This is a genomic window from Profundicola chukchiensis, assembly GCF_029664245.1.
GTDB classification, from domain to species: Bacteria; Bacteroidota; Bacteroidia; order Flavobacteriales; family Weeksellaceae; genus Profundicola; species Profundicola chukchiensis.
In genome coordinates this window covers 325,618-344,532 of sequence record NZ_JANAIE010000001.1, presented here as the reverse complement: position 1 = coordinate 344,532, position 18,915 = coordinate 325,618, and the positions used below count along the sequence as shown (strand labels likewise).

25 protein-coding genes are annotated in these 18,915 nt (G+C 34.7%); 13 read left to right on the top strand and 12 right to left on the bottom strand.

Annotated features, from left to right (window positions below; translation table 11 throughout):
- The gene (locus NLM59_RS01440; protein WP_304415958.1) at positions 1-603 is read right to left on the bottom strand and encodes a SprT-like domain-containing protein; all 603 of its coding nucleotides are present in this window, start codon (positions 601-603) and stop codon (positions 1-3) included.
- Positions 604-656: 53 nt separating this feature from the next.
- Here NLM59_RS01440 and NLM59_RS01435 point away from each other — a divergent pair, with 53 nt between their 5' ends.
- From NLM59_RS01435 to NLM59_RS01410, 6 genes are all read left to right on the top strand, one after another.
- Positions 657-1,415 carry an MlaE family ABC transporter permease gene (locus NLM59_RS01435; RefSeq protein WP_304415957.1) on the top strand — a complete coding sequence of 253 codons (759 nt, stop codon included), beginning with the start codon at positions 657-659 and terminating at the stop codon, positions 1,413-1,415.
- The gene (locus NLM59_RS01430; protein ID WP_304415956.1) at positions 1,412-2,182 is read left to right on the top strand and encodes an ABC transporter ATP-binding protein; all 771 of its coding nucleotides are present in this window, start codon (positions 1,412-1,414) and stop codon (positions 2,180-2,182) included. The genes NLM59_RS01435 and NLM59_RS01430 overlap by 4 nt, the downstream gene beginning before the upstream one ends.
- 113 nt (positions 2,183-2,295) lie before the next feature.
- Positions 2,296-2,889, top strand: a complete 594-nt coding sequence (locus tag NLM59_RS01425; protein WP_304415955.1) for an outer membrane beta-barrel protein — start codon at positions 2,296-2,298, stop codon at positions 2,887-2,889.
- A gap of 132 nt (positions 2,890-3,021) precedes the next feature.
- Positions 3,022-3,723: a tetratricopeptide repeat protein gene (locus tag NLM59_RS01420; protein ID WP_304415954.1), complete on the top strand. Its 702-nt coding sequence runs from the start codon at positions 3,022-3,024 to the stop codon at positions 3,721-3,723.
- Positions 3,723-4,250: a 6,7-dimethyl-8-ribityllumazine synthase gene (gene ribH, locus NLM59_RS01415; RefSeq protein ID WP_304415953.1), complete on the top strand. Its 528-nt coding sequence runs from the start codon at positions 3,723-3,725 to the stop codon at positions 4,248-4,250. Before NLM59_RS01420 ends, ribH begins: the two co-directional genes overlap by 1 nt.
- Positions 4,251-4,253: 3 nt before the next feature.
- On the top strand, positions 4,254-4,754 hold the full coding sequence (locus NLM59_RS01410; RefSeq protein ID WP_304415952.1) for a ribonuclease HI: 501 nt from the start codon (positions 4,254-4,256) through the stop codon (positions 4,752-4,754).
- 13 nt (positions 4,755-4,767) lie between these two features.
- Here NLM59_RS01410 and queG read toward each other — a convergent pair whose 3' ends face one another.
- The gene (gene queG / locus NLM59_RS01405) at positions 4,768-5,700 is read right to left on the bottom strand and encodes a tRNA epoxyqueuosine(34) reductase QueG (protein WP_304415951.1); all 933 of its coding nucleotides are present in this window, start codon (positions 5,698-5,700) and stop codon (positions 4,768-4,770) included.
- Positions 5,701-5,710: 10 nt separating this feature from the next.
- Positions 5,711-6,733, bottom strand: a complete 1,023-nt coding sequence (ruvB, locus tag NLM59_RS01400; RefSeq protein WP_304415950.1) for a Holliday junction branch migration DNA helicase RuvB — start codon at positions 6,731-6,733, stop codon at positions 5,711-5,713.
- Between the two features lie 142 nt (positions 6,734-6,875).
- Here ruvB and hemH point away from each other — a divergent pair, with 142 nt between their 5' ends.
- From hemH to argS, 4 genes are all read left to right on the top strand, one after another.
- Positions 6,876-7,883 carry a ferrochelatase gene (hemH, locus tag NLM59_RS01395; RefSeq protein ID WP_304415949.1) on the top strand — a complete coding sequence of 336 codons (1,008 nt, stop codon included), beginning with the start codon at positions 6,876-6,878 and terminating at the stop codon, positions 7,881-7,883.
- A gap of 136 nt (positions 7,884-8,019) precedes the next feature.
- Complete coding sequence (locus NLM59_RS01390) at positions 8,020-8,964, top strand: DUF3078 domain-containing protein (RefSeq protein ID WP_304415948.1); 945 nt, start codon at positions 8,020-8,022, stop codon at positions 8,962-8,964.
- Between the two features lie 69 nt (positions 8,965-9,033).
- Complete coding sequence (locus NLM59_RS01385) at positions 9,034-9,960, top strand: DUF3078 domain-containing protein (RefSeq protein ID WP_304415947.1); 927 nt, start codon at positions 9,034-9,036, stop codon at positions 9,958-9,960.
- Positions 9,961-10,073: 113 nt separating this feature from the next.
- Positions 10,074-11,822, top strand: coding sequence for an arginine--tRNA ligase (gene argS / locus NLM59_RS01380; protein WP_304415946.1), 1,749 nt, complete (start codon positions 10,074-10,076; stop codon positions 11,820-11,822).
- A gap of 7 nt (positions 11,823-11,829) precedes the next feature.
- Here the strand turns inward: argS and NLM59_RS01375 are convergent, their stop codons facing one another.
- Positions 11,830-12,570, bottom strand: a complete 741-nt coding sequence (locus tag NLM59_RS01375; RefSeq protein WP_304415945.1) for a YebC/PmpR family DNA-binding transcriptional regulator — start codon at positions 12,568-12,570, stop codon at positions 11,830-11,832.
- A 27-nt stretch (positions 12,571-12,597) separates the two neighbouring features.
- Positions 12,598-13,116, bottom strand: coding sequence for a TlpA family protein disulfide reductase (locus NLM59_RS01370; protein ID WP_304415944.1), 519 nt, complete (start codon positions 13,114-13,116; stop codon positions 12,598-12,600).
- A gap of 76 nt (positions 13,117-13,192) precedes the next feature.
- Here NLM59_RS01370 and pth point away from each other — a divergent pair, with 76 nt between their 5' ends.
- On the top strand, positions 13,193-13,759 hold the full coding sequence (pth, locus tag NLM59_RS01365; protein WP_304415943.1) for an aminoacyl-tRNA hydrolase: 567 nt from the start codon (positions 13,193-13,195) through the stop codon (positions 13,757-13,759).
- Positions 13,759-14,526: a lysophospholipid acyltransferase family protein gene (locus tag NLM59_RS01360; protein WP_304415942.1), complete on the top strand. Its 768-nt coding sequence runs from the start codon at positions 13,759-13,761 to the stop codon at positions 14,524-14,526. The genes pth and NLM59_RS01360 overlap by 1 nt, the downstream gene beginning before the upstream one ends.
- A 20-nt stretch (positions 14,527-14,546) precedes the next feature.
- On the opposite strand, the gene NLM59_RS01355 is transcribed toward NLM59_RS01360, so the two are convergent.
- From NLM59_RS01355 to NLM59_RS01325, 7 genes are all read right to left on the bottom strand, one after another.
- Positions 14,547-15,011 carry a DinB family protein gene (locus NLM59_RS01355; protein ID WP_304415941.1) on the bottom strand — a complete coding sequence of 155 codons (465 nt, stop codon included), beginning with the start codon at positions 15,009-15,011 and terminating at the stop codon, positions 14,547-14,549.
- 5 nt (positions 15,012-15,016) lie between these two features.
- On the bottom strand, positions 15,017-15,415 hold the full coding sequence (locus NLM59_RS01350) for a PH domain-containing protein (RefSeq protein ID WP_304415940.1): 399 nt from the start codon (positions 15,413-15,415) through the stop codon (positions 15,017-15,019).
- A complete protein-coding gene (locus NLM59_RS01345) occupies positions 15,390-15,584 on the bottom strand; it encodes a hypothetical protein (RefSeq protein WP_304415939.1) in 195 nt (64 codons plus the stop codon). Before NLM59_RS01345 ends, NLM59_RS01350 begins: the two co-directional genes overlap by 26 nt.
- A gap of 153 nt (positions 15,585-15,737) precedes the next feature.
- Positions 15,738-15,995, bottom strand: a complete 258-nt coding sequence (locus NLM59_RS01340; protein WP_304415938.1) for a DUF6952 family protein — start codon at positions 15,993-15,995, stop codon at positions 15,738-15,740.
- Positions 15,976-16,287, bottom strand: a complete 312-nt coding sequence (locus NLM59_RS01335; protein WP_304415937.1) for a thioredoxin family protein — start codon at positions 16,285-16,287, stop codon at positions 15,976-15,978. The genes NLM59_RS01340 and NLM59_RS01335 overlap by 20 nt, the downstream gene beginning before the upstream one ends.
- A 114-nt stretch (positions 16,288-16,401) precedes the next feature.
- Positions 16,402-17,040, bottom strand: a complete 639-nt coding sequence (locus NLM59_RS01330) for a peroxiredoxin (protein WP_304415936.1) — start codon at positions 17,038-17,040, stop codon at positions 16,402-16,404.
- A 122-nt stretch (positions 17,041-17,162) separates the two neighbouring features.
- Positions 17,163-17,669 carry a DUF2480 family protein gene (locus NLM59_RS01325; protein ID WP_304415935.1) on the bottom strand — a complete coding sequence of 169 codons (507 nt, stop codon included), beginning with the start codon at positions 17,667-17,669 and terminating at the stop codon, positions 17,163-17,165.
- Positions 17,670-17,755: 86 nt separating this feature from the next.
- On the opposite strand from NLM59_RS01325, the gene lpxB reads away from it, so the two are divergent.
- Entirely contained in the window at positions 17,756-18,865 is a 1,110-nt protein-coding gene (gene lpxB / locus NLM59_RS01320; RefSeq protein WP_304415934.1) for a lipid-A-disaccharide synthase, read from the top strand.
- The last annotated feature ends 50 nt before the right edge of the window (positions 18,866-18,915 follow it).

Here is an 18,915-nt window from a genome sequence, read left to right as displayed (position 1 = left end):
CTATCCGCTTTTTCCATCTTCAATTATCTCATTTATAGGCGCTAAAGGGTGGACGCTATACTGCTTACCCGTCGCCAGATTTTTGCAAAGATATCGTATTTTTCTCTTTTGCCCTTTTTTATATATTTTATCTTTAATTCTGAAAACTGTTCCTATCGGCAAGTCTTGTAGGTGAACAACTTCTGCGTTTTCTTTCTTTTGAAAATAGGCAGCTAGAGGTCGATAAGAATAATATCCAGCTCTTGGGTTTTTGGCAAACTCTTTTAAAATAGTCTGTAATTCTGGCTCAAATAAATGGATTGTCTGTAGAATTAAATTAGAAAAAATTGACTTCCATTCGGGGCCATGAGGTTTAATGCTTCTTCCATACATTTCTCTTGCGTGCATATGCGCAATTTCGTGGGTGAGAATATGAAAACTTAAGGCCTTGTCTAAACCATGGTTGAGGGTAATTTGATGCTTGCCATCTCGTTTGATGTAATCACCCAACTTGGTGGTTCTGGCATTTTTTATAACTAAACGCACCGGATAACCATCACACCATAGATTGATGTATTCTAATGCGCCAGGAATAAGATATGGATTTAATTTTTCTGTAAACAAGATTCAAAAATAATAAATTTTACTGCTATTGCTAAATAATGTAATTTAGCTTTATGTATTTATTGATTCCGTCATTAAAAGCCATCGGCAAGTATTTTATGCTATTAGGCGATTCCTTTAGGATTCCTAAGAATCCAAGGGTGTATTATAAGCTTATTATAAGAGAGATACACGATTTAGGTTTCAATTCTTTGGGCTTAACAGCCTTTCTTTCCCTATTTATGGGAGCTGTTTTGGCCATACAAATGTACCAAAACTTTAAAGGAGCAGCCTTTCCTGTTCCTGATGCGTATGTAGGTTATGCAACCAAAGTGGTTTTGGTTTTGGAGTTTTCGTCTACGATTATGTGTATTATCCTGGCAGGTAAAGTAGGTTCTTTTATTGCCTCCAGTATTGGATCTATGCGGGTAACCGAACAAATAGATGCTCTAGAAGTGATGGGCGTGAATGCGGCTAACTTTTTAATTCTACCAAAAATTATAGCCTCACTTCTTTTTTACCCTGTTCTGCTTATGGTGAGTTTAGTAACAGGTATTTTAGGAGCTTATTTGGTGGGTGCTATTACGGGTCAGTGGTCTACCGTAGATTTTGTAGAAGGGCTTCAAATGGATTTTGATACTTGGTTTTATACCTATACTTTCATTAAAATGGAGGTTTTTGCTTTTGTTATTGCTACTATTCCAGCATATTTTGGATTTTATGTAGATGGAGGAAGTTTAGAAGTGGGTAGAGCAAGTACTACCGCTGTGGTTTGGACTTGTGTGGTTATCATTGTTTTGAACTTGATATTAACTCAAATGTTATTGGTATGATAGAGGTGAATAATTTAGAAAAGTCTTTTGATGATGTTCAAGTTTTAAAAGGCATTTCAACCACATTTGAGGAAGGAAAAACGAGTTTAATTATTGGTTCTTCTGGAGCTGGAAAAACAGTTTTCTTTAAATGTCTGCTCGGATTATTTGAGCCAACAGGTGGAGAGATTATTTATGATGGTGATAATTCTGCTAATGATACCAAGGAATCTAAGCAAGAACGCCGCAAGAATATCGGTACAGTTTTTCAATATTCCGCTTTATTAGACTTCTTAACGGTGGAGGAAAACGTAATGTTTCCATTAGAAATGTTTAGTGACTTGTCACGCTCGGAGATGATGGACAGAGCCCACGAAGTATTGAAGCGAGTAAATTTAAAAGAAGAATCCTTTAAACAATATCCTGCTGAAATCTCGGGTGGAATGCAGAAACGTGTAGCTATTGCTCGAGCGGTGGTTACAAGACCAAAATACTTGTTTTGTGATGAGCCTAACTCGGGATTAGACCCAGCTACGGCTACGGTGATCGATAATTTGATTCAAGATTTAACCAAAGAATATAATATTACTACAGTGATTAACTCACATGATATGAACTCGGTAATTGAGATTGGTGAGAAAATTATATTCTTAAGCAAAGGTTTAAAGGCTTGGGAAGGAACCAACCAAGAAATTTTGCATACCGAACAAGAAGATGTATTCAACTTTGTGTACAATTCAGATTTAATGAAGAAAGTAAGAGAAGCTCTTATTCGCGAAGGGAAATAAGCTTTTTTTGCTCTAATTTCTTAATTCCATATGTCAAATTAATTTTAAGTCTTAAAAAGTTGAGATTGGCATTGTTATTTCATTATATTCAATCAACCTAAAAACAAAAAATTATGAGGAGTATTATCAGTATTTTAGTTTTATTCGTGGCTACATCACTCTCTGCGCAATCAGGATTTGGTGTAAAAGGTGGTTTAACCTATAACGCCGACGATGGATTGTTTAAATCTGTAGACCAAGCTTATCAATCAAAGGGTGAGGGATCAATGGGATATAACATTGGTGTCTACAAAAGAATTGCATTAACTGGATTATATGTTCAGCCCGAAGTGATGTATGTGAACTACAAATCAAAATTCGAGGATAGTGCTAGAAAGGATTATGAGGTTACTTATAAAAGAATTGATGTGCCTGTGAGTGTGGGTACAACCGTTTTAAAAATGGGTTATGTACAAGCAGGTCCTGTTTTATCATATTACTTCGATGATAAAATTGACGTGAATGAATTATCTAACGTTAAACAAGACGAAATCGCTTTAGCCTTTCAACTAGGAGCTGGAGTGGAGTTAAATAATTTATCACTTAATCTAAGATATGACTTCCCATTAGGAGATAGAGAAACTGAGTGGGTTAGAGATAATGACTTTAATTTTAACACAGAAAGTACGCCTAAATTATTACACCTAAGTGTTGGATATAGGTTCTAAAACATAAGCTAATCCCGCTATAGGGACAATATTCAGATAAGACGCTAAAAGTTATAATTTTAACTAGATAGAAATAAATCTTTCAATTATAGTTAATTTTTGTACTTTTGGCGTCTTATAGATTTTATAGTTATGTCTAAACAGAAAAAAGAACAAAAATACGCTACGGAAGAGGCTTTTCAGTCTTTGGAAAATACAGTACAGCAATCAGAGCACTTTCTTGAAAAGAATGCAAAGATTTTAGGTATTGTTTTCGGTGCGTTTATTTTAATTGCAGTAGGTTATTTTGCTTACCTTAAGTTCGTTAAAGAGCCTAAAAACTTAGAAGCACAAAAAGAAATCGTTACAGCAGATCAAATGTTCGAGTCAGATTCTATGGCTTTAGCTTTAGATGGTAGCCCAGGTTCATATATGGGATACAACCAAATCATCGAGGAGTATAGCGGTTCAGATGTTGCTAATATTGCAAAATACAAATCAGCTATTGCATTCTACCAAGAAGGTAAATACCAAGAAGCACTAGACAGAGTTAATTCTTTTTCAACAAAAGAAGAAGCTTTGAAAGCAATGAAAATGGGTGTTAAAGGTGATGCTTTAGTGCAATTAGGTAAAAAAGAAGAAGGTTTAGACGCTTATGAAGGTGCTATCAATGCATCTAAATTAGAGGTGTTACAACAAATTTATACTAAAAAAGCAGCAGTTCTTGCATTAGATTTACAAGCTTATGATAGAGGTTTAAAAACTGTACAATCATACTTGAAAAACCATGCTGATGCAGAGGGTAATGGCGAAATTACCAAATTAGAAGAAATGCTTAAATATGCCGGAAAATAATGGCGACAGAGAATAAAAGCTTATCGAATTACGATAAAAATAAATTACCCAGTGCCGAACCTTATACGTTTGGCATTGTCGTTTCTAATTGGAACGATCACATTACGCACGCTTTAAGAGACGGTGCTATTGAAGCCCTAAAAGACTTAGGAGCTTTAGAGGAAAACATCTTGCAAATCGATGTTCCTGGTAGTTTTGAGTTGGTATATGGTAGTAAAATGATGTGTGAAAACTATGTGGACGCTGTGATTGCTATTGGATCTGTGATTAGAGGAGAAACAGCTCATTTTGACTATGTTTGCCAAGGAGTTACTCAAGGAATCAAAGATTTAAACGTGGCCTATGATGTGCCTGTTATTTTCTGTGTTTTAACAGACGATAACGAGCAACAATCTATCGATAGAGCAGGAGGTAAGCATGGTAACAAAGGAGTAGAAGCAGCTGTTGCAGCCGTTCAAATGGCACATTTAAATGTGGAATTTGGCGCAACAGATAATGATTACGACGACTTTCCTAGCTTAAACTAAACTATGCAAATTATAGCCTATACGGATGGCTCTTCACGTGGAAATCCAGGTAGAGGCGGATATGGCGTAGTGCTGTTAGTTCCCGAGAAAAAGTACAAAAAAGAATTTTCACAAGGTTATCGAATGACCACCAACAACCGAATGGAGTTGATGGGGACGATAATCGCTATGGAAAAATTAAAAGTCTTAAGAGCTAATATTACCATCTTTACGGATTCCAAATACATTTGTGATGCTGTGAATAAAAGATGGGTTTTTGGCTGGGAGAAAAAGAATTTCGCAGGTAAAAAGAACGAAGATCTCTGGCGAAGATTCCTAAAAGTTTATAGACAACATTCGGTTAAGTTGGTTTGGGTTAAAGGACACGCTGGAAATGTGTGGAACGAGCTAGCAGATAAGCTTGCAACCGAAGCGGCGGACAGCGATAAACTTAAAATTGATTCTGTTTTTGAAAATGAACAAAAACGGGATAAGGGTGGTTCCTTATTCAAGGAGGACAAATAAACTAAGTTTTAATTTAAGAATTAGTTCGATTCAATTTCTCTATATTTCTCATTAAACCAGCATATTTTGTGCGTTTAACAGGAGATTTTCTAAAGATTTCACTGAATAGTTCTTGTGTTAATTCAGTCCATTCTTTTTTGGAGTAATTTAAAATCTCATCATTCGCTATGAATTCTGGCTGTTGATGAGGTTTGGAAAAGCGATTCCACGGACAAACATCTTGGCAAATATCGCAACCAAACATCCAATCTTCCATGTGATTATTAAAGCTCGATGGAATCTGATTTTTTAATTCGATGGTTGCGTAGGAAATACATTTACTTCCATTTATAACTCTTTCTGATTCAATGGCTTGAGTAGGACAAGCATCGATGCAGGCTGTACATTTTCCACAGTGATCGGTAGTTGGGCCGTCGGGAGCAAGTTCTAAATCAATGATAAGTTCACTTAGAAAGTAGAAAGAACCTACTTGTTTGGTTAATAAATTGGCATTTTTACCAATCCAACCGATACCACTTTTTGCAGCCCAAGCTCTTTCTAAAACAGGAGCAGAATCAACAAAAACACGACCATCTATTTCTCCAATTTCCTGATGAATCCACTGGAAAAATTCTTTTAGTTTATCTTTAATAATAAAATGATAATCCTTGCCGTAAGCGTATTTTGAAATCTTAAAACTATCTTCTCTTTGCTGTTGTTCAGGGAAATAATTATAGGTTAATGATACCACAGATTTTGCTCCAGGAACCAGCTTTGTAGGATCTAGACGCTTATCAAAATGGTTTTCCATGTAACCCATTTCTCCATGAAAACCTGACTTTAACCATTTCTCTAGGCGTGGAGCATCTTCTTCTAGAAAACCTGCTTTAGATATCCCGCAATGCATAAAACCAAGTTCCTTGGCCTTTTCTTTAATGAGTAGAGAATAATCGGCAGGTGATTTCATAGGAGTATTTTTAAAATAATCTCCCTTGATCTTCAGGTCTATTGATGCCTAAATGTTCATAAGCTTTCTGCGTAACTTCACGACCACGCGGAGTTCGCATTAAATAACCTTCTTGAATTAAAAATGGCTCGTAAACCTCCTCAATAGTTCCAGGGTTTTCGGCTACTGCAGTTGCAATAGTTGTTAATCCAACCGGTCCACCTTTGAATTTCTCAATCATGGTTCGAAGAATTTTATTATCCATTTCGTCTAAACCATTTTGATCTACCTTCAAAGCTTGTAAGCTATACTTTGCGATAGCAGGATCGATTTTTCCATTTCCTTTAATCTGTGCAAAATCACGTGTTCTTCTTAGTAATGCATTCGCAATTCTAGGTGTACCACGGCTTCGTCCAGCAATTTCTATGGCGGCTTGCTCTTCAATTGGCGTATTCAAAATTCTAGAACTTCTTTCAATAATGGAAGTTAATAACTCAACATTATAATATTCAAACCTAAAATTAATCCCGAATCTTGCTCGTAAAGGTGCAGTCAGCAAACCAGATCTCGTGGTAGCTCCAATCAATGTGAATGGATTCAAATCGATTTGAACCGATCTAGCGTTAGGACCTGATTCAATCAAGATATCGATTTTATAATCCTCCATGGCAGAATATAAATATTCCTCAATCACTGATGACATTCGGTGAATCTCATCAATAAAAAGAATATCATTTTCTTCTAGGTTAGTTAAAAGCCCAGCTAAATCACCCGGTTTGTCCAAAACAGGACCAGAAGTAACTTTAATTCCAACGCCTAATTCATTGGCGATAATATGTGCTAAAGTGGTTTTACCCAACCCCGGAGGTCCGTGTAGTAACACATGGTCTAGCGCTTCGTGTCTAAGCTTGGCGGCCTTCACAAAGACTTCTAAATTATCTAAAATATGTACCTGACCAGCAAAGTCTTGAAAACTCTGTGGTCTAAATTTTTCTTCCTGCTGTAGTTCCTCTTCAGGAAAGAACTCATCGTCCGGATTCAAATAATCATCCATGGCGTAAAGGTAACTAAAATTAAGATTTTCTAAACGCAGGCAATTCATCGAACTTAAATAAGTTTAATAAATACAGCCATTGATTAAAATCAATATAGATTATATGGTTTATGATGTGCTAGTTAATTACCTTTGTAGAACAATGAAGAAAGGAGTATTATTAGTTAATTTAGGGTCACCTGATTCTACCGAGACAAAAGATGTTAGAAGATATTTGAAGGAGTTTCTTACTGATCCAAAAGTCATAGATGTATGGTATGTTAGAAATATCATTCTTCCACTTTTTATTCTACCATCACGTCCAAAAAAATCAGCTGAAGCTTATCGTAAAATTTGGTGGGATGAAGGTTCGCCTTTAATTGTTCTGACCGAACGCTTAAGAGAAAAGCTTCAAAAGAAATTCGATTTTCCGGTGGAAATGGCGATGCGCTATGGTAATCCTAGTATTAAATCAGGTCTAGAAAAGCTAAAATCACAAGGCTGCGAAGATATTTTCGTGATTCCGTTGTATCCTCAATATGCTATGAGTACCACAGAAACTGTGATTGACAAGACCAATGAGGTTAAAGCTAAATACTTTTCTGATTTAAAATTAACTTATTTACCAGCTTTCTATAATGATCCTGAGTATATTAAGATTCTATCTCAGTCTATTAAAGATCATTTGCCAGAGGAATTTGACAAAGTTTTATTCTCTTACCATGGAATTCCAGAAAGACATATTTACAAAACCGACAAGACCAATACTTGCGAGATTGGTAAATGCTGTTTTAAGGAGGATAATCCATCGCATGCCACTTGCTATAGACATCAAAGCTATAAAGTCACGGAGTTGGTGAGAAAAGAACTTGGACTGACCAATAAACAAGTTTTCCAATCTTTTCAATCTAGATTAGGAAGCGACCCATGGATTCAACCTTACACGGATGCTACCCTAGAAGGCTTTCCAGAAAAAGGAGTAAAAAAGATCGCTGTTGTTGCTCCGGCTTTTATTTCTGATTGTTTAGAAACCTTAGAAGAATTAGAAATGGAAGGCAAAGAAGAATTTTTAGAAGCCGGCGGTGAAGAGTTCACTTATATCCCATGCTTAAACGACCGAGATGATTTGGTTGAGTTTTTAGAGCACAAAGTGAATGATTGGATGTCTTAATTTGAATTTTTTATAATTCAATAAAAATCAGCCATTCTGCACTCAATAAATTGTATTAAAGTTAAAAATGCTCTGCGAGAATAGCACTTTAGTGAAAAGTTATATATTTGCACGCTAAATTTTTAAAATAACCAAAATGAAAAAAGTACTTAGTTTATTGACATTAGGTCTTTTTACCTTGAGTTTTGCTCAACTTACAGAGGTTAAAACGCACACCTCTAAAGCAGAAATTAGTGTAAACGATACCATTCCAGATGGGTGGAAAACAGGTGGAACTGCAACGGTTTTATTTAATCAATCAGCATTCTCTAATTGGGTTGCTGGTGGAGTAAGTAACATTGCAGGTAACGTAAACATTAACTACGATGCAAACCTTAAAAAAGGAAACTGGACATGGGATAATAGATTTATGTTTGGTTACGGTCTGACAAAAAACGAAGACCAAGATTACCGTAAAACTGATGATAGATTAGAAATTAACTCATTGGTTGGTAGAAAAGCCTTTGGAAACTGGAGTTACTCACTTTTTGCTAACTTAAGAACTCAATTCACTGACGGTTACAGCTACGATAATGACGCTGATAAAAACTATGAAACTTCTGGATTATTCAATCCAGCTTACTTGACTTTTGGTCCAGGTATGCTTTGGAAGAAAAGCGATAATTTAAAATTCAACTTAGCACCACTAACTTCTAAAGTTACTTTCATTGGTGATACTTTATGGAAACATGATCCAAACAACGAATTAGCAAACGAAGATGGTTTCGTTAACAACGATCAAGTAACTTTATTTGGTGTAGATCCAGGTAAAAGCTCTCGTTATGAGTTAGGTTTTTACGCTTCTGGATACTACAAAGTGAAGCTAATGGAGAACGTAACTATGGAAAACGTATTGGCATTATACTCTAACTATTTAGAGGATCCACAAAATGTAGATATTGATTACACTATGAACTTAGCGATGCAAATCAACAAGTATTTGTCTACTAACTTAACAGTTCAAACTGTATATGATGACAATGCTTATCAAGGATTGCAAGTTCGCGAGGTGTTTGGACTTGGCGTAACAGCAAATTTCTAAAATCAAAATATTTGTTAAATAGGCCAAACATACTTGTTTGGCCTTTTTTATGCTTGTAATTTTGCAACTATGATTCGTTTTTTCACTCTATTCTTGCTATTTAGTGTTCTTATGGCGGAAGCTCAAATTACTGAGGTTCCAAAAGAGGTGAAACGTATTCAGGTGAAATTCCCTGATAGCACTCAAGGGTGGAAAAAGAAAAACAATATTAAATTGCTCATCAACCAAAGTTTATATGAAAACTGGCAATCGGGTGGCGTGAGTAATATCGAGCTTAAAACACATTTCAAACATAATTTTAATTACCAAAAAGAGGATTTAATTTGGGATAATACGCTCTTGGTAGATTATGGTTTGAGTAAGGTTAATGGATTCGAAATCAGAAAGACACAAGACAAAATGGAATTCAATTCTATTATTGGAGGTAAACTTCCGGGGATGTGGTCTTATTCTTATTTTGTAAATATTCAAACACCATTAACCAATACCTACAACTACGATAAAGATTTAAATAAGGAGAATCGAACGGCAGGTGTGTTAGCGCCTTTGTATATCGCGACAGGTCCTGGATTTATGTGGAAAAAAAGTAATGATATGTACATCAATATTGCGCCAATTACTGCCAAATCTATTTATATCAATGGGCATGTTCACAAATACGATAAAGAGCTAGATAGATTCGTTAGTAATGATGAAAAAGAGCTTTATGGTGTCTTGCCAGGAGAATCTTTTAAACATAAACTTGGGTTTTACTCTTCTGCCTTGCTTAAAGTAGATTTAGCAAGCAATATTAAAATGGAGAATCGCGTCAGTCTTTATTCTAATTATCTGAACAATCCAGAAAATGTAGACTTAGATTATTCTATGCACGTTACTATGAAGGTAAATAAATTACTGACGACTCAATTTATGTTCAGGACACGCTATGATAATGAGGAGTATGCAGGCTTACAGATTCAAGAATCATTTGGGGTAGGCTTTAATTTTAATATTTAAAATCGAAAACCTCTTCTAATTTATAGCTGAACTTAGCTTAAATAAAAAAGACATTTTCAAATTCACATAAAAAAGCAATTACAATCCGTATTTTTGCGCTTCAATCTTAGATTATGAACTTAAAATCACAATTAGAAAGGAATATTTTCAATACGCTTAAGGAAGAATTTCAAATTTCAACTGAGAAATTAGAGATTCAAGTAACCCGTAAAGAATTCGAAGGTGATTACACCTTGGTGGTTTTCCCTTTGGTGCGCGAAATGAAAATGAAACCAGAGCAAGCTGCTGAAGCTATCGGAGAAGCTTTATTGAAAAGATCTGAGATTGAAAAATTCAACGTGGTTAAAGGCTTCTTGAATTTAAGTTTAAAAACAGATGTTTTTGTAGATTTCCTTCAATCTTCTCCAGAAGCATTTGAAGCTATAGACAATAAATTAATGGTGGAGTATTCTTCGCCAAACACCAATAAACCACTTCACTTAGGTCATATTAGAAATAACTTATTAGGTTATTCTGTTGCCCAAATATTAAAGGCAACTGGAAATGATGTGATCAAAACGCAAGTCATTAACGATAGAGGAATTCATATTTGTAAATCGATGTTAGCTTGGGAGAAGTTTGGGAATAATGAAACACCAGCATCAACCGGCCTAAAAGGTGATAAATTAGTTGGAGATTATTATATCGCTTTTGATAAAGCATACAAAGAAGAGATAGAGGAGTTGGTAAACCAAGGCATGTCTAAAGATGAAGCCAAAAAACAAGCTCCGATGATTTTAGAAGCTCAAAAAATGCTGAGAGATTGGGAGGATAATGATCCTAAAGTTCGTGAGCTTTGGAGCGAAATGAATAATTGGGTTTACGAAGGTTTTGATGCGACTTATGAACGACTAGGTGTTGATTTTGATATGGTTCAACACGAAAGCGAAACCTATATTTTAGGTAAAGATTTGATTCAACAAGGTTTAGAGAGAAATGTTTTCTTCAAAAAAGAAGATGGTTCGGTTTGGATTGATTTAACTGAAGAAGGATTGGATGAGAAAATCGTTTTAAGATCTGATGGAACCTCGGTTTATATTACACAAGATATCGGAACTGCCGTGGAGCGTTTCGAAAAATATGAGATTGATGGCTTAACTTATGTTGTTGGTAATGAGCAAGATTATCACTTTAAGGTTTTGTTCCTAATCTTAAAACAATTAGGCTATGATTGGTCAGAAAATCTACACCACTTATCTTATGGTATGGTTGACTTGCCTGAAGGTAAAATGAAGTCGAGAGAAGGGACTGTAGTCGATGCAGATGATTTAATGGATCAGATGGTTCAAACTGCTAAAGAAATCGCTGCAGAGGCCGGTAAACTGGAAGGAATGACTCAAGAAGAGAAGGATGACTTATATGAAATCATTGGTCTTGGTGCATTGAAATACTATATCCTAAAAGTTGATCCTAAGAAGAGAATCTTGTTTAATCCAAAAGAAAGTATTGACTTCAACGGAAATACAGGGCCTTTCATTCAATATGCTTATGTTAGAATTCAGTCTATCTTAAGAAAAGAAAAACCTCAAGACATTGATTTATCAACTTATGATTTCAATGAAATTGAAAAGGATCTTCTTAAGACCTTAAACGAATATAACGATACATTACAAAAAGCAGCTAATGAGCTGAATCCTTCTTATGTTGCGAATTATGTTTATGATTTAGTGAAAACATTCAATTCATTCTATCAGAACAATAGCATCTTAAACGCTGAAACAGAAATGCAAAAGCAAGCACGTTTGCATTTAGCACAACGTGTTGCTTATACCATTCAAAATGCGCTTAACTTATTAGGAATTCAAACTCCAGAGAGAATGTAAGACAGCTTTATAAAGCGTCTTCTAACTCTTGTGTGATTTCTAGCGTATGATAAACATTTTGGACATCGTCGTCTTGCTCAAAGCGATCGATGATGTCTAAAATTTCTTTTCCTTGTTCAATTGGTAATTCCTTTGTAACCGTAGGAATACGTTGTAATTCCGCGTTCTGAACATCGATTTTAAGGTCGTCTAACTTATGAGAAACATTACCAAAATCCTCGAAATTAGAATAAACCGTAACTAAACCTTCTTCTTTTTCGATATCATCGGCACCGACATCTATCATTTCTAGTTCGAAATCATCCCAGTCCATGTTGATTTTATCTTCTTCAATCGTAAATACACCTTTGCGATCGAATAAAAATGCAATTTCCCCAGTTTTACCTAAGTTACCTCCAACTTTGTTGAAAATAGCTCTTACGTTGGCAACGGTTCTGTTGTTATTATTGGTAGTACACTCTACAAAAATACCGATTCCATGTGGCGCATAGCCTTCAAATGTAATGATATCATAAACCTCTGCATCAGCACCAGAAGCTTTTTTAATAGCACGCTCCACATTGTCTTTAGGCATATTAACACCCTTGGCATTCTGAATTGCTCGTCTTAAGGCTGGATTGCTCTCCGGATCTGGACCACCTTCTTTAACTGCCATGTTAATCTCTTTACCAATACGGCTAAACTGCTTAGCCATTCGGTCCCATCGTGCAAATTTTGCTGCTTTTCTATATTCGAATGCGCGTCCCATTGTTTTTTATTTAGAGTGCGAAATTAATTAATTTTCTAATTGTTTTTTGATGCTATTGGCATTAATTTTTTTAGCATAATAAACTGCTATTTTGCCTTTTTCGTCTAGTAGCATATACCTTGGAATCCAGTCTAGACCGATGTAATCAACGAAATCATTGTCAACATTTTTAGACCAACCTGTATCAAAATAATATTGTTCACCCTCAATCTTGAATTTATTCATGTATTTTTCTAGGCCCATCTGCCATTTTTCCTCTTCTTCATCTACAGATAAAAACACAAAATTAACTTCCGGATAATCTTTTTGAAATTGAGCAACATTGGGTAAGGATTTAATGCAGTCTATACACCAAGAGGCCCAAACCACAATCATAACTTTTTCACCTTTGTGAGCTTCTAGAACATCTCCAACAGTGGAAGCATTCATTTCTTTGTCATAAACGGCTTGTTTCAAAGAAGCTTCGTTGAAATCTGATTTGTCTTGTGGGACACATGAAATAATTACAAAAAATAGAAGTATTAAGGCATATTTAAAGCTTTTCATATAATAATAAGTATTGAATTAAAACAAAAAGTGAGTTTAGGTCTTTAATCAAATATACAAATTTTATATTTGCGTTATGCGAAAATATTTGATTGTCGGTTTAGGAAATGTCGGTGATAAATACAGTCATACAAGACATAACATTGGATTTGATGTAGTGGATGAAATGGCTAAAACTGCAGGTTTCCCGTTTCAGTCTTCTAACTTTGGAGAGGTTTGTCAATTTAAATATAAAGGTCGTCCGGTGACATTGTTAAAGCCAGATACTTTTATGAATTTAAGTGGTAATGCCATTGATTATTGGATGAAGAAGGAAAATATACCTGTAGATAACATTTTTGTGATTACAGATGACCTTAATTTAGACTACGGAACCATTAGAATTAGAGGAAAAGGTAGTGATGGCGGACATAATGGTTTAAAGCATATTCAAGCAAAATTAAACACTACAAAATATCCACGTTTACGCTTTGGGATTGGCGATGCTTTCGAACAAGGCAGGCAAGTGGATTATGTATTAGGCCAATGGACCGACGAGCAAAAAGAAACTTTACAAGAGAGAATTTCTTGGAGCGCACAAGCGGCTTTTAAGTTTATCTTTGCTGGATTGAATAATGCCATGAACGAATTCAATGGAAAATAATGGAGTTTCTAGGTAAAATCTTATCCTTTCTTTGGAGATGTTGGTTCGTGTTTCTATCGACCATTGCAACCATTTTTTTCGGGGTTTTCTTTGTATTGCCTTTAAGTATAAGAGATGAAGATTTTGCTAAAGCTTACTTCTTTGAAAGATTGTGGGCAAAAACTATTTTTTATGGTTCGGGTTTAAGCCTTAAAAAACATGGTTTTCCTAATATAGATGAGTCGCATCCGTATTTAATTATATCTAATCATACCTCTATGATGGATATAATGTTGATGTTGCTGATTAATAAGAAACCAATGGTTTTTGTGGGTAAAAAGGAGTTATTAAATTTGCCGATTTTCGGTTATATTTTTAACCGAATGAATATTGTGGTGGACAGAAAAGATCCCAATAGTAGGAGTAAAGTTATTCGAGAATCCATTAAAAATGTGAAACTAGGTAGATCTATTTGTATTTTCCCAGAAGGTGGTGTTCCTGAACGAGAAATTATGTTAGATAACTTCTTAGACGGTCCTTTTGCGATTGCTATTATGAATAAGATTCCTTTGTTGACGATTTCAATTTGTGGATTAAAAGAGATTCTACCTTATTCTTATTGCGAAGGAAAACCAGGATTAGTTGATGTTTATTTTCATCAAACCTTAGAAACTTCTAGGTTAAATAAAACCCATATTCCAGAAATCAAGGAAACTTGCTATGAAATGATTCATTCGCAACTTAAGCGTTATTATTGGAGAAAAGAAAGAGGTTGGCCTGCTAAGTAATGTTAATTAGATCGCTACAATTAAACTAATTTTTTCATCGCCATTACTGTACCTAAATGCATGTTTTCATGCGTTAGATTAAATAATATCACATCTTCAATACTGTTCATGGTATAGCCAAAGCTAGAAGAATAGGTTTTAAAGGAATTCAATTTTCCGTCGAAATAATCAATTTGCAGTTGCTGTTGCGTGCTCATCAATAGGTTCTTGATTTCAGCAATTTCTTCTGGTAAAGGAAAGTCACCATTTGGAGCGGTTCCTTTTTTGTAATTTTCTATCCATGCCATGTCCATAAGCATTTCGTTGTCTGATAGATAATATGACAAAAGTTGCTGGGTAGCAATCACATGAACAATGTTCCACCAAATGTTATTATTAAAACCATAAGGAATATCGGCTAATTGCTCTGGGGTTAAATGCTCTAAATAACCCACGAATTTTTGTCTTATGATGCTATGGAGTTTAAATGGCTCTTCGTTTAACATAGAATTTAATCTTTAAAGTATAATTCACGACTTTCTTGGTTAAAAATAAGCTCTTTTTTTGGTAAAATTGGTTTATCATCAAATTTATTATATCGAATAATTTGATGAGTTTTAGGAAAACCTACGAGATGCTTTTGCAAAAAGCTTGAGGGAACATTCTCAACTTTTCTGATGTTTTCTATCGGGATTTCAGTCTTTTCGAACAATTCTTTAATAATCAGTTTGTTGTCAATAATTGTGTATGATGTAAAAAACTGATTGACTCCGTAAAATAAAGGCATTGCAAAGGCACCGAAAATGAAATACCATTTGCTTCCAAAAAAGAAAATGGCAATGAGTATAAATATAAGTATGTAAATAAGAGGCCTAAAAGTAACTTTAGCCTTGCTTGTTTTCTTTTGCATAATTTTTATAAACTTTGAATCCTAATACAATGATTAGCACTACTTGTATTAGAACAGCCACCCAAGTTGGAATGCTAGTACTCGAACCAAAAATTTGAGTTGCTGGTTCAAAATCCCTATACGTATTGTATAGGTTGAATAGAAGAGCACCAATTAACAATATATCCAAAAATTTAGTCATATAATATTTTTTCTTAAGTCAATAAAACTAAGTTATTTTAGAGTATTGTGCAATTATGCATAGTTTAAAGCGGGACAAAATCTATAGACATAAAAAAAGCTACGAAAATTCGTAGCTTTAATATTATTTAGAAAATCTAATTTATCTATCAATAGATCCCGTTACACGCTTCATGAACTCATTCAGAGCGTCACGTTCAGCTGCACCATCTTTTATCATTTTATTCACTTCAATAGCGCCATAGAAGTTAGAAAGTAATTCTCCAATCACATCTAATTCTTCGTCTTTAACATTGTCGCTTTCAATCAAGTTTTCTAAAGTTTCAATCGTTTCTAAAACGAAATCTTGATCGTTCTCTTCAATGAATTTGTTGATATGTTTAATTAATGGCAGCCTCATCTATCAATGCTTTTAAAATCTCTGTTTTATTCGTTTGTTCTTGTTTTTGCAACTCTCCATTCTTGAAATAAGCAAAAGTAGGTAAGTTGTTTACTTCAGCCAATTTACGTGATTCTGGAAATTTTTCTGCATCTACATAAACAAATTCAGCGCCTTCTGTTTCGCGAGCAAACTTCTTGAATTTAGGTAACATAATCTTGCAGTTTCCACACCAAGTGGCACCGAATTGAACGAATACATTCTCGTTATTGCTCAATATTTCTTGTAAGTTATCTTTTTCTAATTCTTTCATTTTAATGTTTTTTAAGGGTTAAAAAGTCGCCGCTTTTAGGGGCGACTTTCAAAAATTTTAGAAAACTCTCGTTGTAAAAAGGTACGCTAAGAGATTTATGAATTTAGATCTAGCTTAGTGAGAAGATAAGTATTCTTTAACACCTTTGCTATCTGCGCTCATCGCGTCTTTTCCTTCTTCCCAGTTTGCAGGACAAACCTCACCTTTTTCTTGTACGTGAGTAAATGCGTCTACCATTCTTAGGTATTCGTTTACATTACGACCCAATGGCATATCGTTTACACTCTCGTGGAAAATTCTACCTTCTTCGTCGATTAAGTAAGTAGCACGGTAAGTAACGTTATCTCCCTCTAATAAGAAAGTATCTGTTTCCTCATCGTACTCACCATCTGTAATATCTAAGATACCTAATAAAGAAGATAAGTTTCTGTTAGTATCCGCTAAGATTGGGTAAGTAATACCTTGAATTCCTCCGTTATCTTTTGGAGTATTTAACCATGCAAAGTGAACTTCTGCAGTATCACAAGATGCACCTACTACCAATGTATTTCTTTTTTCAAATTCTGGTAAAGCTTCCTGGAATGCATGTAATTCAGTTGGACATACATATGTAAAGTCCTTTGGATACCAAAACAATAATACTTTTTTCTTGTTTTCTCTGGCGTGCTCAAAAATGTTTAATTTAAAAGTATCGCCCATTTCATCCATAGCGTTAACTGCAATGTTTGGAAATTTTAAACCTACGTTTGACATAATCTATTTGTTTTAATTGTTATACTGATTTTGTAATACAAAGATACGAAATTTAACATTCAGACTATAAGTTTTCTATATTATTTACCTAAGCCTTTATAAGGTTAAACTATAATGTTGCTTTATTTTGGCTTTTTATATAATGGAACTGTTGAACAAGCTTCACCATACATTAAAGAATTAACTTTAGGTAATAGTCTCTGAACCAATAGTGTAAAAGCGCTTTGAGGAACTGGTTTATGACTGCATCCTTTAATAATTACTTTTTTGTCATCATAAGCATCTAGATTCAAGCTCAAAACTTTCTCTTGATACAATGCCTCGTTCAATTGATCTATAGTTCCTACCGAAACATATTTAGCATAGGGTTGTAAATAGGTTGTAATGGGTAAATATGCCCAGCCTGGTAAGATTGCTTTAGTTGAACAATTCAAAGCAATATAAGCATCTTGATAAATGCTCCAATCATGATTTTTTAAATCTTCTCTAAACTGTTTCTCTCTCAAAATTAATCCTTGATCTAGCCATTGAGCGATATCTATCTCCATGCGCTTACCTTCTGGGTAAAACTCCTCTAAATCAATGTTTACCAAAGGACTATTGGCTACTTTATTTATAATTTCACTCATGATTGCAAATTTAAGTTTCGAATTTACGAATAAACTCAATATACTGAATATTTATAAATGAAATCAAATACCTATTTTTGTATGAGATGAAATATTATATCATAGCAGGCGAGGCTTCGGGAGACTTACACGGAGCCAATTTAATGAAAGAGCTTAAGAAAAAAGACGCTCAGGCTGAATTCAGGTTTTGGGGTGGTGATCTTATGCAAGCACAAGGTGGTTCTTTGGTAAAGCATTATAAAGAATTGGCCTTTATGGGTTTTGTAGAAGTTGCTATGAATTTGACTACAATTTTAAAGAATATTTCATTTTGTAAGAAGGACATTGCCGCTTATCAGCCCGATGTTGTTATTTTAATTGATTATCCTGGGTTTAATTTAAGAATAGCTCCGTTCGTTAAAATACTCAACATTCCTGTGTTGTATTATATTTCTCCACAAGTTTGGGCTTGGAAATCGGGTAGGGTTAAAACCATTGTTAAGAGTGTAGACAAAATGTTGGTGATTCTTCCGTTTGAGAAGGATTTCTACAAAAAATGGGATTATGAAGTAGAGTTCGTCGGCCATCCATTAATTGATGCTATTGAGCAACGAGAAACGCCAGATAGAGATGAGTTCATCGCTCAATGGGACTTAGACCAAAGGCCGATTATCGCTTTATTGCCGGGAAGTAGAAAACAAGAAATTCAAACTAAATTGCCTTTAATGCTATCGGTGGTAGATGATTTTCCAGATTATCAATTTGTGATTGCCGGAGCACCTGGGCAAGACAAGGAATATTATCTTCCATTTATGAGAAATGGCGTTCAATTGGTAGAAAATAAAACATATCAATTGCTTCAACTTTCGCATGCTGCGTTGGTGACTTCAGGTACAGCAACCTTAGAAACTGCCTTATTAAAGATTCCCGAAGTGGTTTGTTATAAAGGAAGTCGTATTTCTTATGAAATTGGAAAGCGCTTGGTTAAAAACATTGAGTATATCTCTTTGGTCAATTTAATTATGGATAGAGAAGTGGTGACCGAGTTGATTCAAAATGACTTGAATTACGAGAACATTAAACGTGAACTATCCGATATTCTAGAAGGCGAAAAACGCAGTAAAATGCTTTCTGATTATAATCAACTTATCCGAAAGCTTGGTGGCGTTGGAGCGTCGGAAAAAGCGGCAGAAGAAGTGATTAAGTTGTTAGAATAAACAACTTAATTAGAAAGTTAAATATAGAATTTTATAAATAAAAAAAACCT

What these genes read in the sequence shown, in the direction of transcription:
- NLM59_RS01435 (WP_304415957.1), top strand. Translation starts at nt 657, where the DNA reads ATGTATTTATTGATTCCGTCATTAAAAGCCATCGGCAAGTATTTTATG.
- NLM59_RS01430 (WP_304415956.1), top strand. Translation starts at nt 1,412, where the DNA reads ATGATAGAGGTGAATAATTTAGAAAAGTCTTTTGATGATGTTCAAGTT.
- NLM59_RS01425 (WP_304415955.1), top strand. Translation starts at nt 2,296, where the DNA reads ATGAGGAGTATTATCAGTATTTTAGTTTTATTCGTGGCTACATCACTC.
- NLM59_RS01420 (WP_304415954.1), top strand. Translation starts at nt 3,022, where the DNA reads ATGTCTAAACAGAAAAAAGAACAAAAATACGCTACGGAAGAGGCTTTT.
- ribH (WP_304415953.1), top strand. Translation starts at nt 3,723, where the DNA reads ATGGCGACAGAGAATAAAAGCTTATCGAATTACGATAAAAATAAATTA.
- NLM59_RS01410 (WP_304415952.1), top strand. Translation starts at nt 4,254, where the DNA reads ATGCAAATTATAGCCTATACGGATGGCTCTTCACGTGGAAATCCAGGT.
- queG (WP_304415951.1), bottom strand. Translation starts at nt 5,700, where the DNA reads ATGAAATCACCTGCCGATTATTCTCTACTCATTAAAGAAAAGGCCAAG.
- ruvB (WP_304415950.1), bottom strand. Translation starts at nt 6,733, where the DNA reads ATGGATGATTATTTGAATCCGGACGATGAGTTCTTTCCTGAAGAGGAA.
- hemH (WP_304415949.1), top strand. Translation starts at nt 6,876, where the DNA reads ATGAAGAAAGGAGTATTATTAGTTAATTTAGGGTCACCTGATTCTACC.
- NLM59_RS01390 (WP_304415948.1), top strand. Translation starts at nt 8,020, where the DNA reads ATGAAAAAAGTACTTAGTTTATTGACATTAGGTCTTTTTACCTTGAGT.
- NLM59_RS01385 (WP_304415947.1), top strand. Translation starts at nt 9,034, where the DNA reads ATGATTCGTTTTTTCACTCTATTCTTGCTATTTAGTGTTCTTATGGCG.
- argS (WP_304415946.1), top strand. Translation starts at nt 10,074, where the DNA reads ATGAACTTAAAATCACAATTAGAAAGGAATATTTTCAATACGCTTAAG.
- NLM59_RS01375 (WP_304415945.1), bottom strand. Translation starts at nt 12,570, where the DNA reads ATGGGACGCGCATTCGAATATAGAAAAGCAGCAAAATTTGCACGATGG.
- NLM59_RS01370 (WP_304415944.1), bottom strand. Translation starts at nt 13,116, where the DNA reads ATGAAAAGCTTTAAATATGCCTTAATACTTCTATTTTTTGTAATTATT.
- pth (WP_304415943.1), top strand. Translation starts at nt 13,193, where the DNA reads ATGCGAAAATATTTGATTGTCGGTTTAGGAAATGTCGGTGATAAATAC.
- NLM59_RS01360 (WP_304415942.1), top strand. Translation starts at nt 13,759, where the DNA reads ATGGAGTTTCTAGGTAAAATCTTATCCTTTCTTTGGAGATGTTGGTTC.
- NLM59_RS01355 (WP_304415941.1), bottom strand. Translation starts at nt 15,011, where the DNA reads ATGTTAAACGAAGAGCCATTTAAACTCCATAGCATCATAAGACAAAAA.
- NLM59_RS01350 (WP_304415940.1), bottom strand. Translation starts at nt 15,415, where the DNA reads ATGCAAAAGAAAACAAGCAAGGCTAAAGTTACTTTTAGGCCTCTTATT.
- NLM59_RS01340 (WP_304415938.1), bottom strand. Translation starts at nt 15,995, where the DNA reads ATGAGGCTGCCATTAATTAAACATATCAACAAATTCATTGAAGAGAAC.
- NLM59_RS01335 (WP_304415937.1), bottom strand. Translation starts at nt 16,287, where the DNA reads ATGAAAGAATTAGAAAAAGATAACTTACAAGAAATATTGAGCAATAAC.
- NLM59_RS01330 (WP_304415936.1), bottom strand. Translation starts at nt 17,040, where the DNA reads ATGTCAAACGTAGGTTTAAAATTTCCAAACATTGCAGTTAACGCTATG.
- NLM59_RS01325 (WP_304415935.1), bottom strand. Translation starts at nt 17,669, where the DNA reads ATGAGTGAAATTATAAATAAAGTAGCCAATAGTCCTTTGGTAAACATT.
- lpxB (WP_304415934.1), top strand. Translation starts at nt 17,756, where the DNA reads ATGAAATATTATATCATAGCAGGCGAGGCTTCGGGAGACTTACACGGA.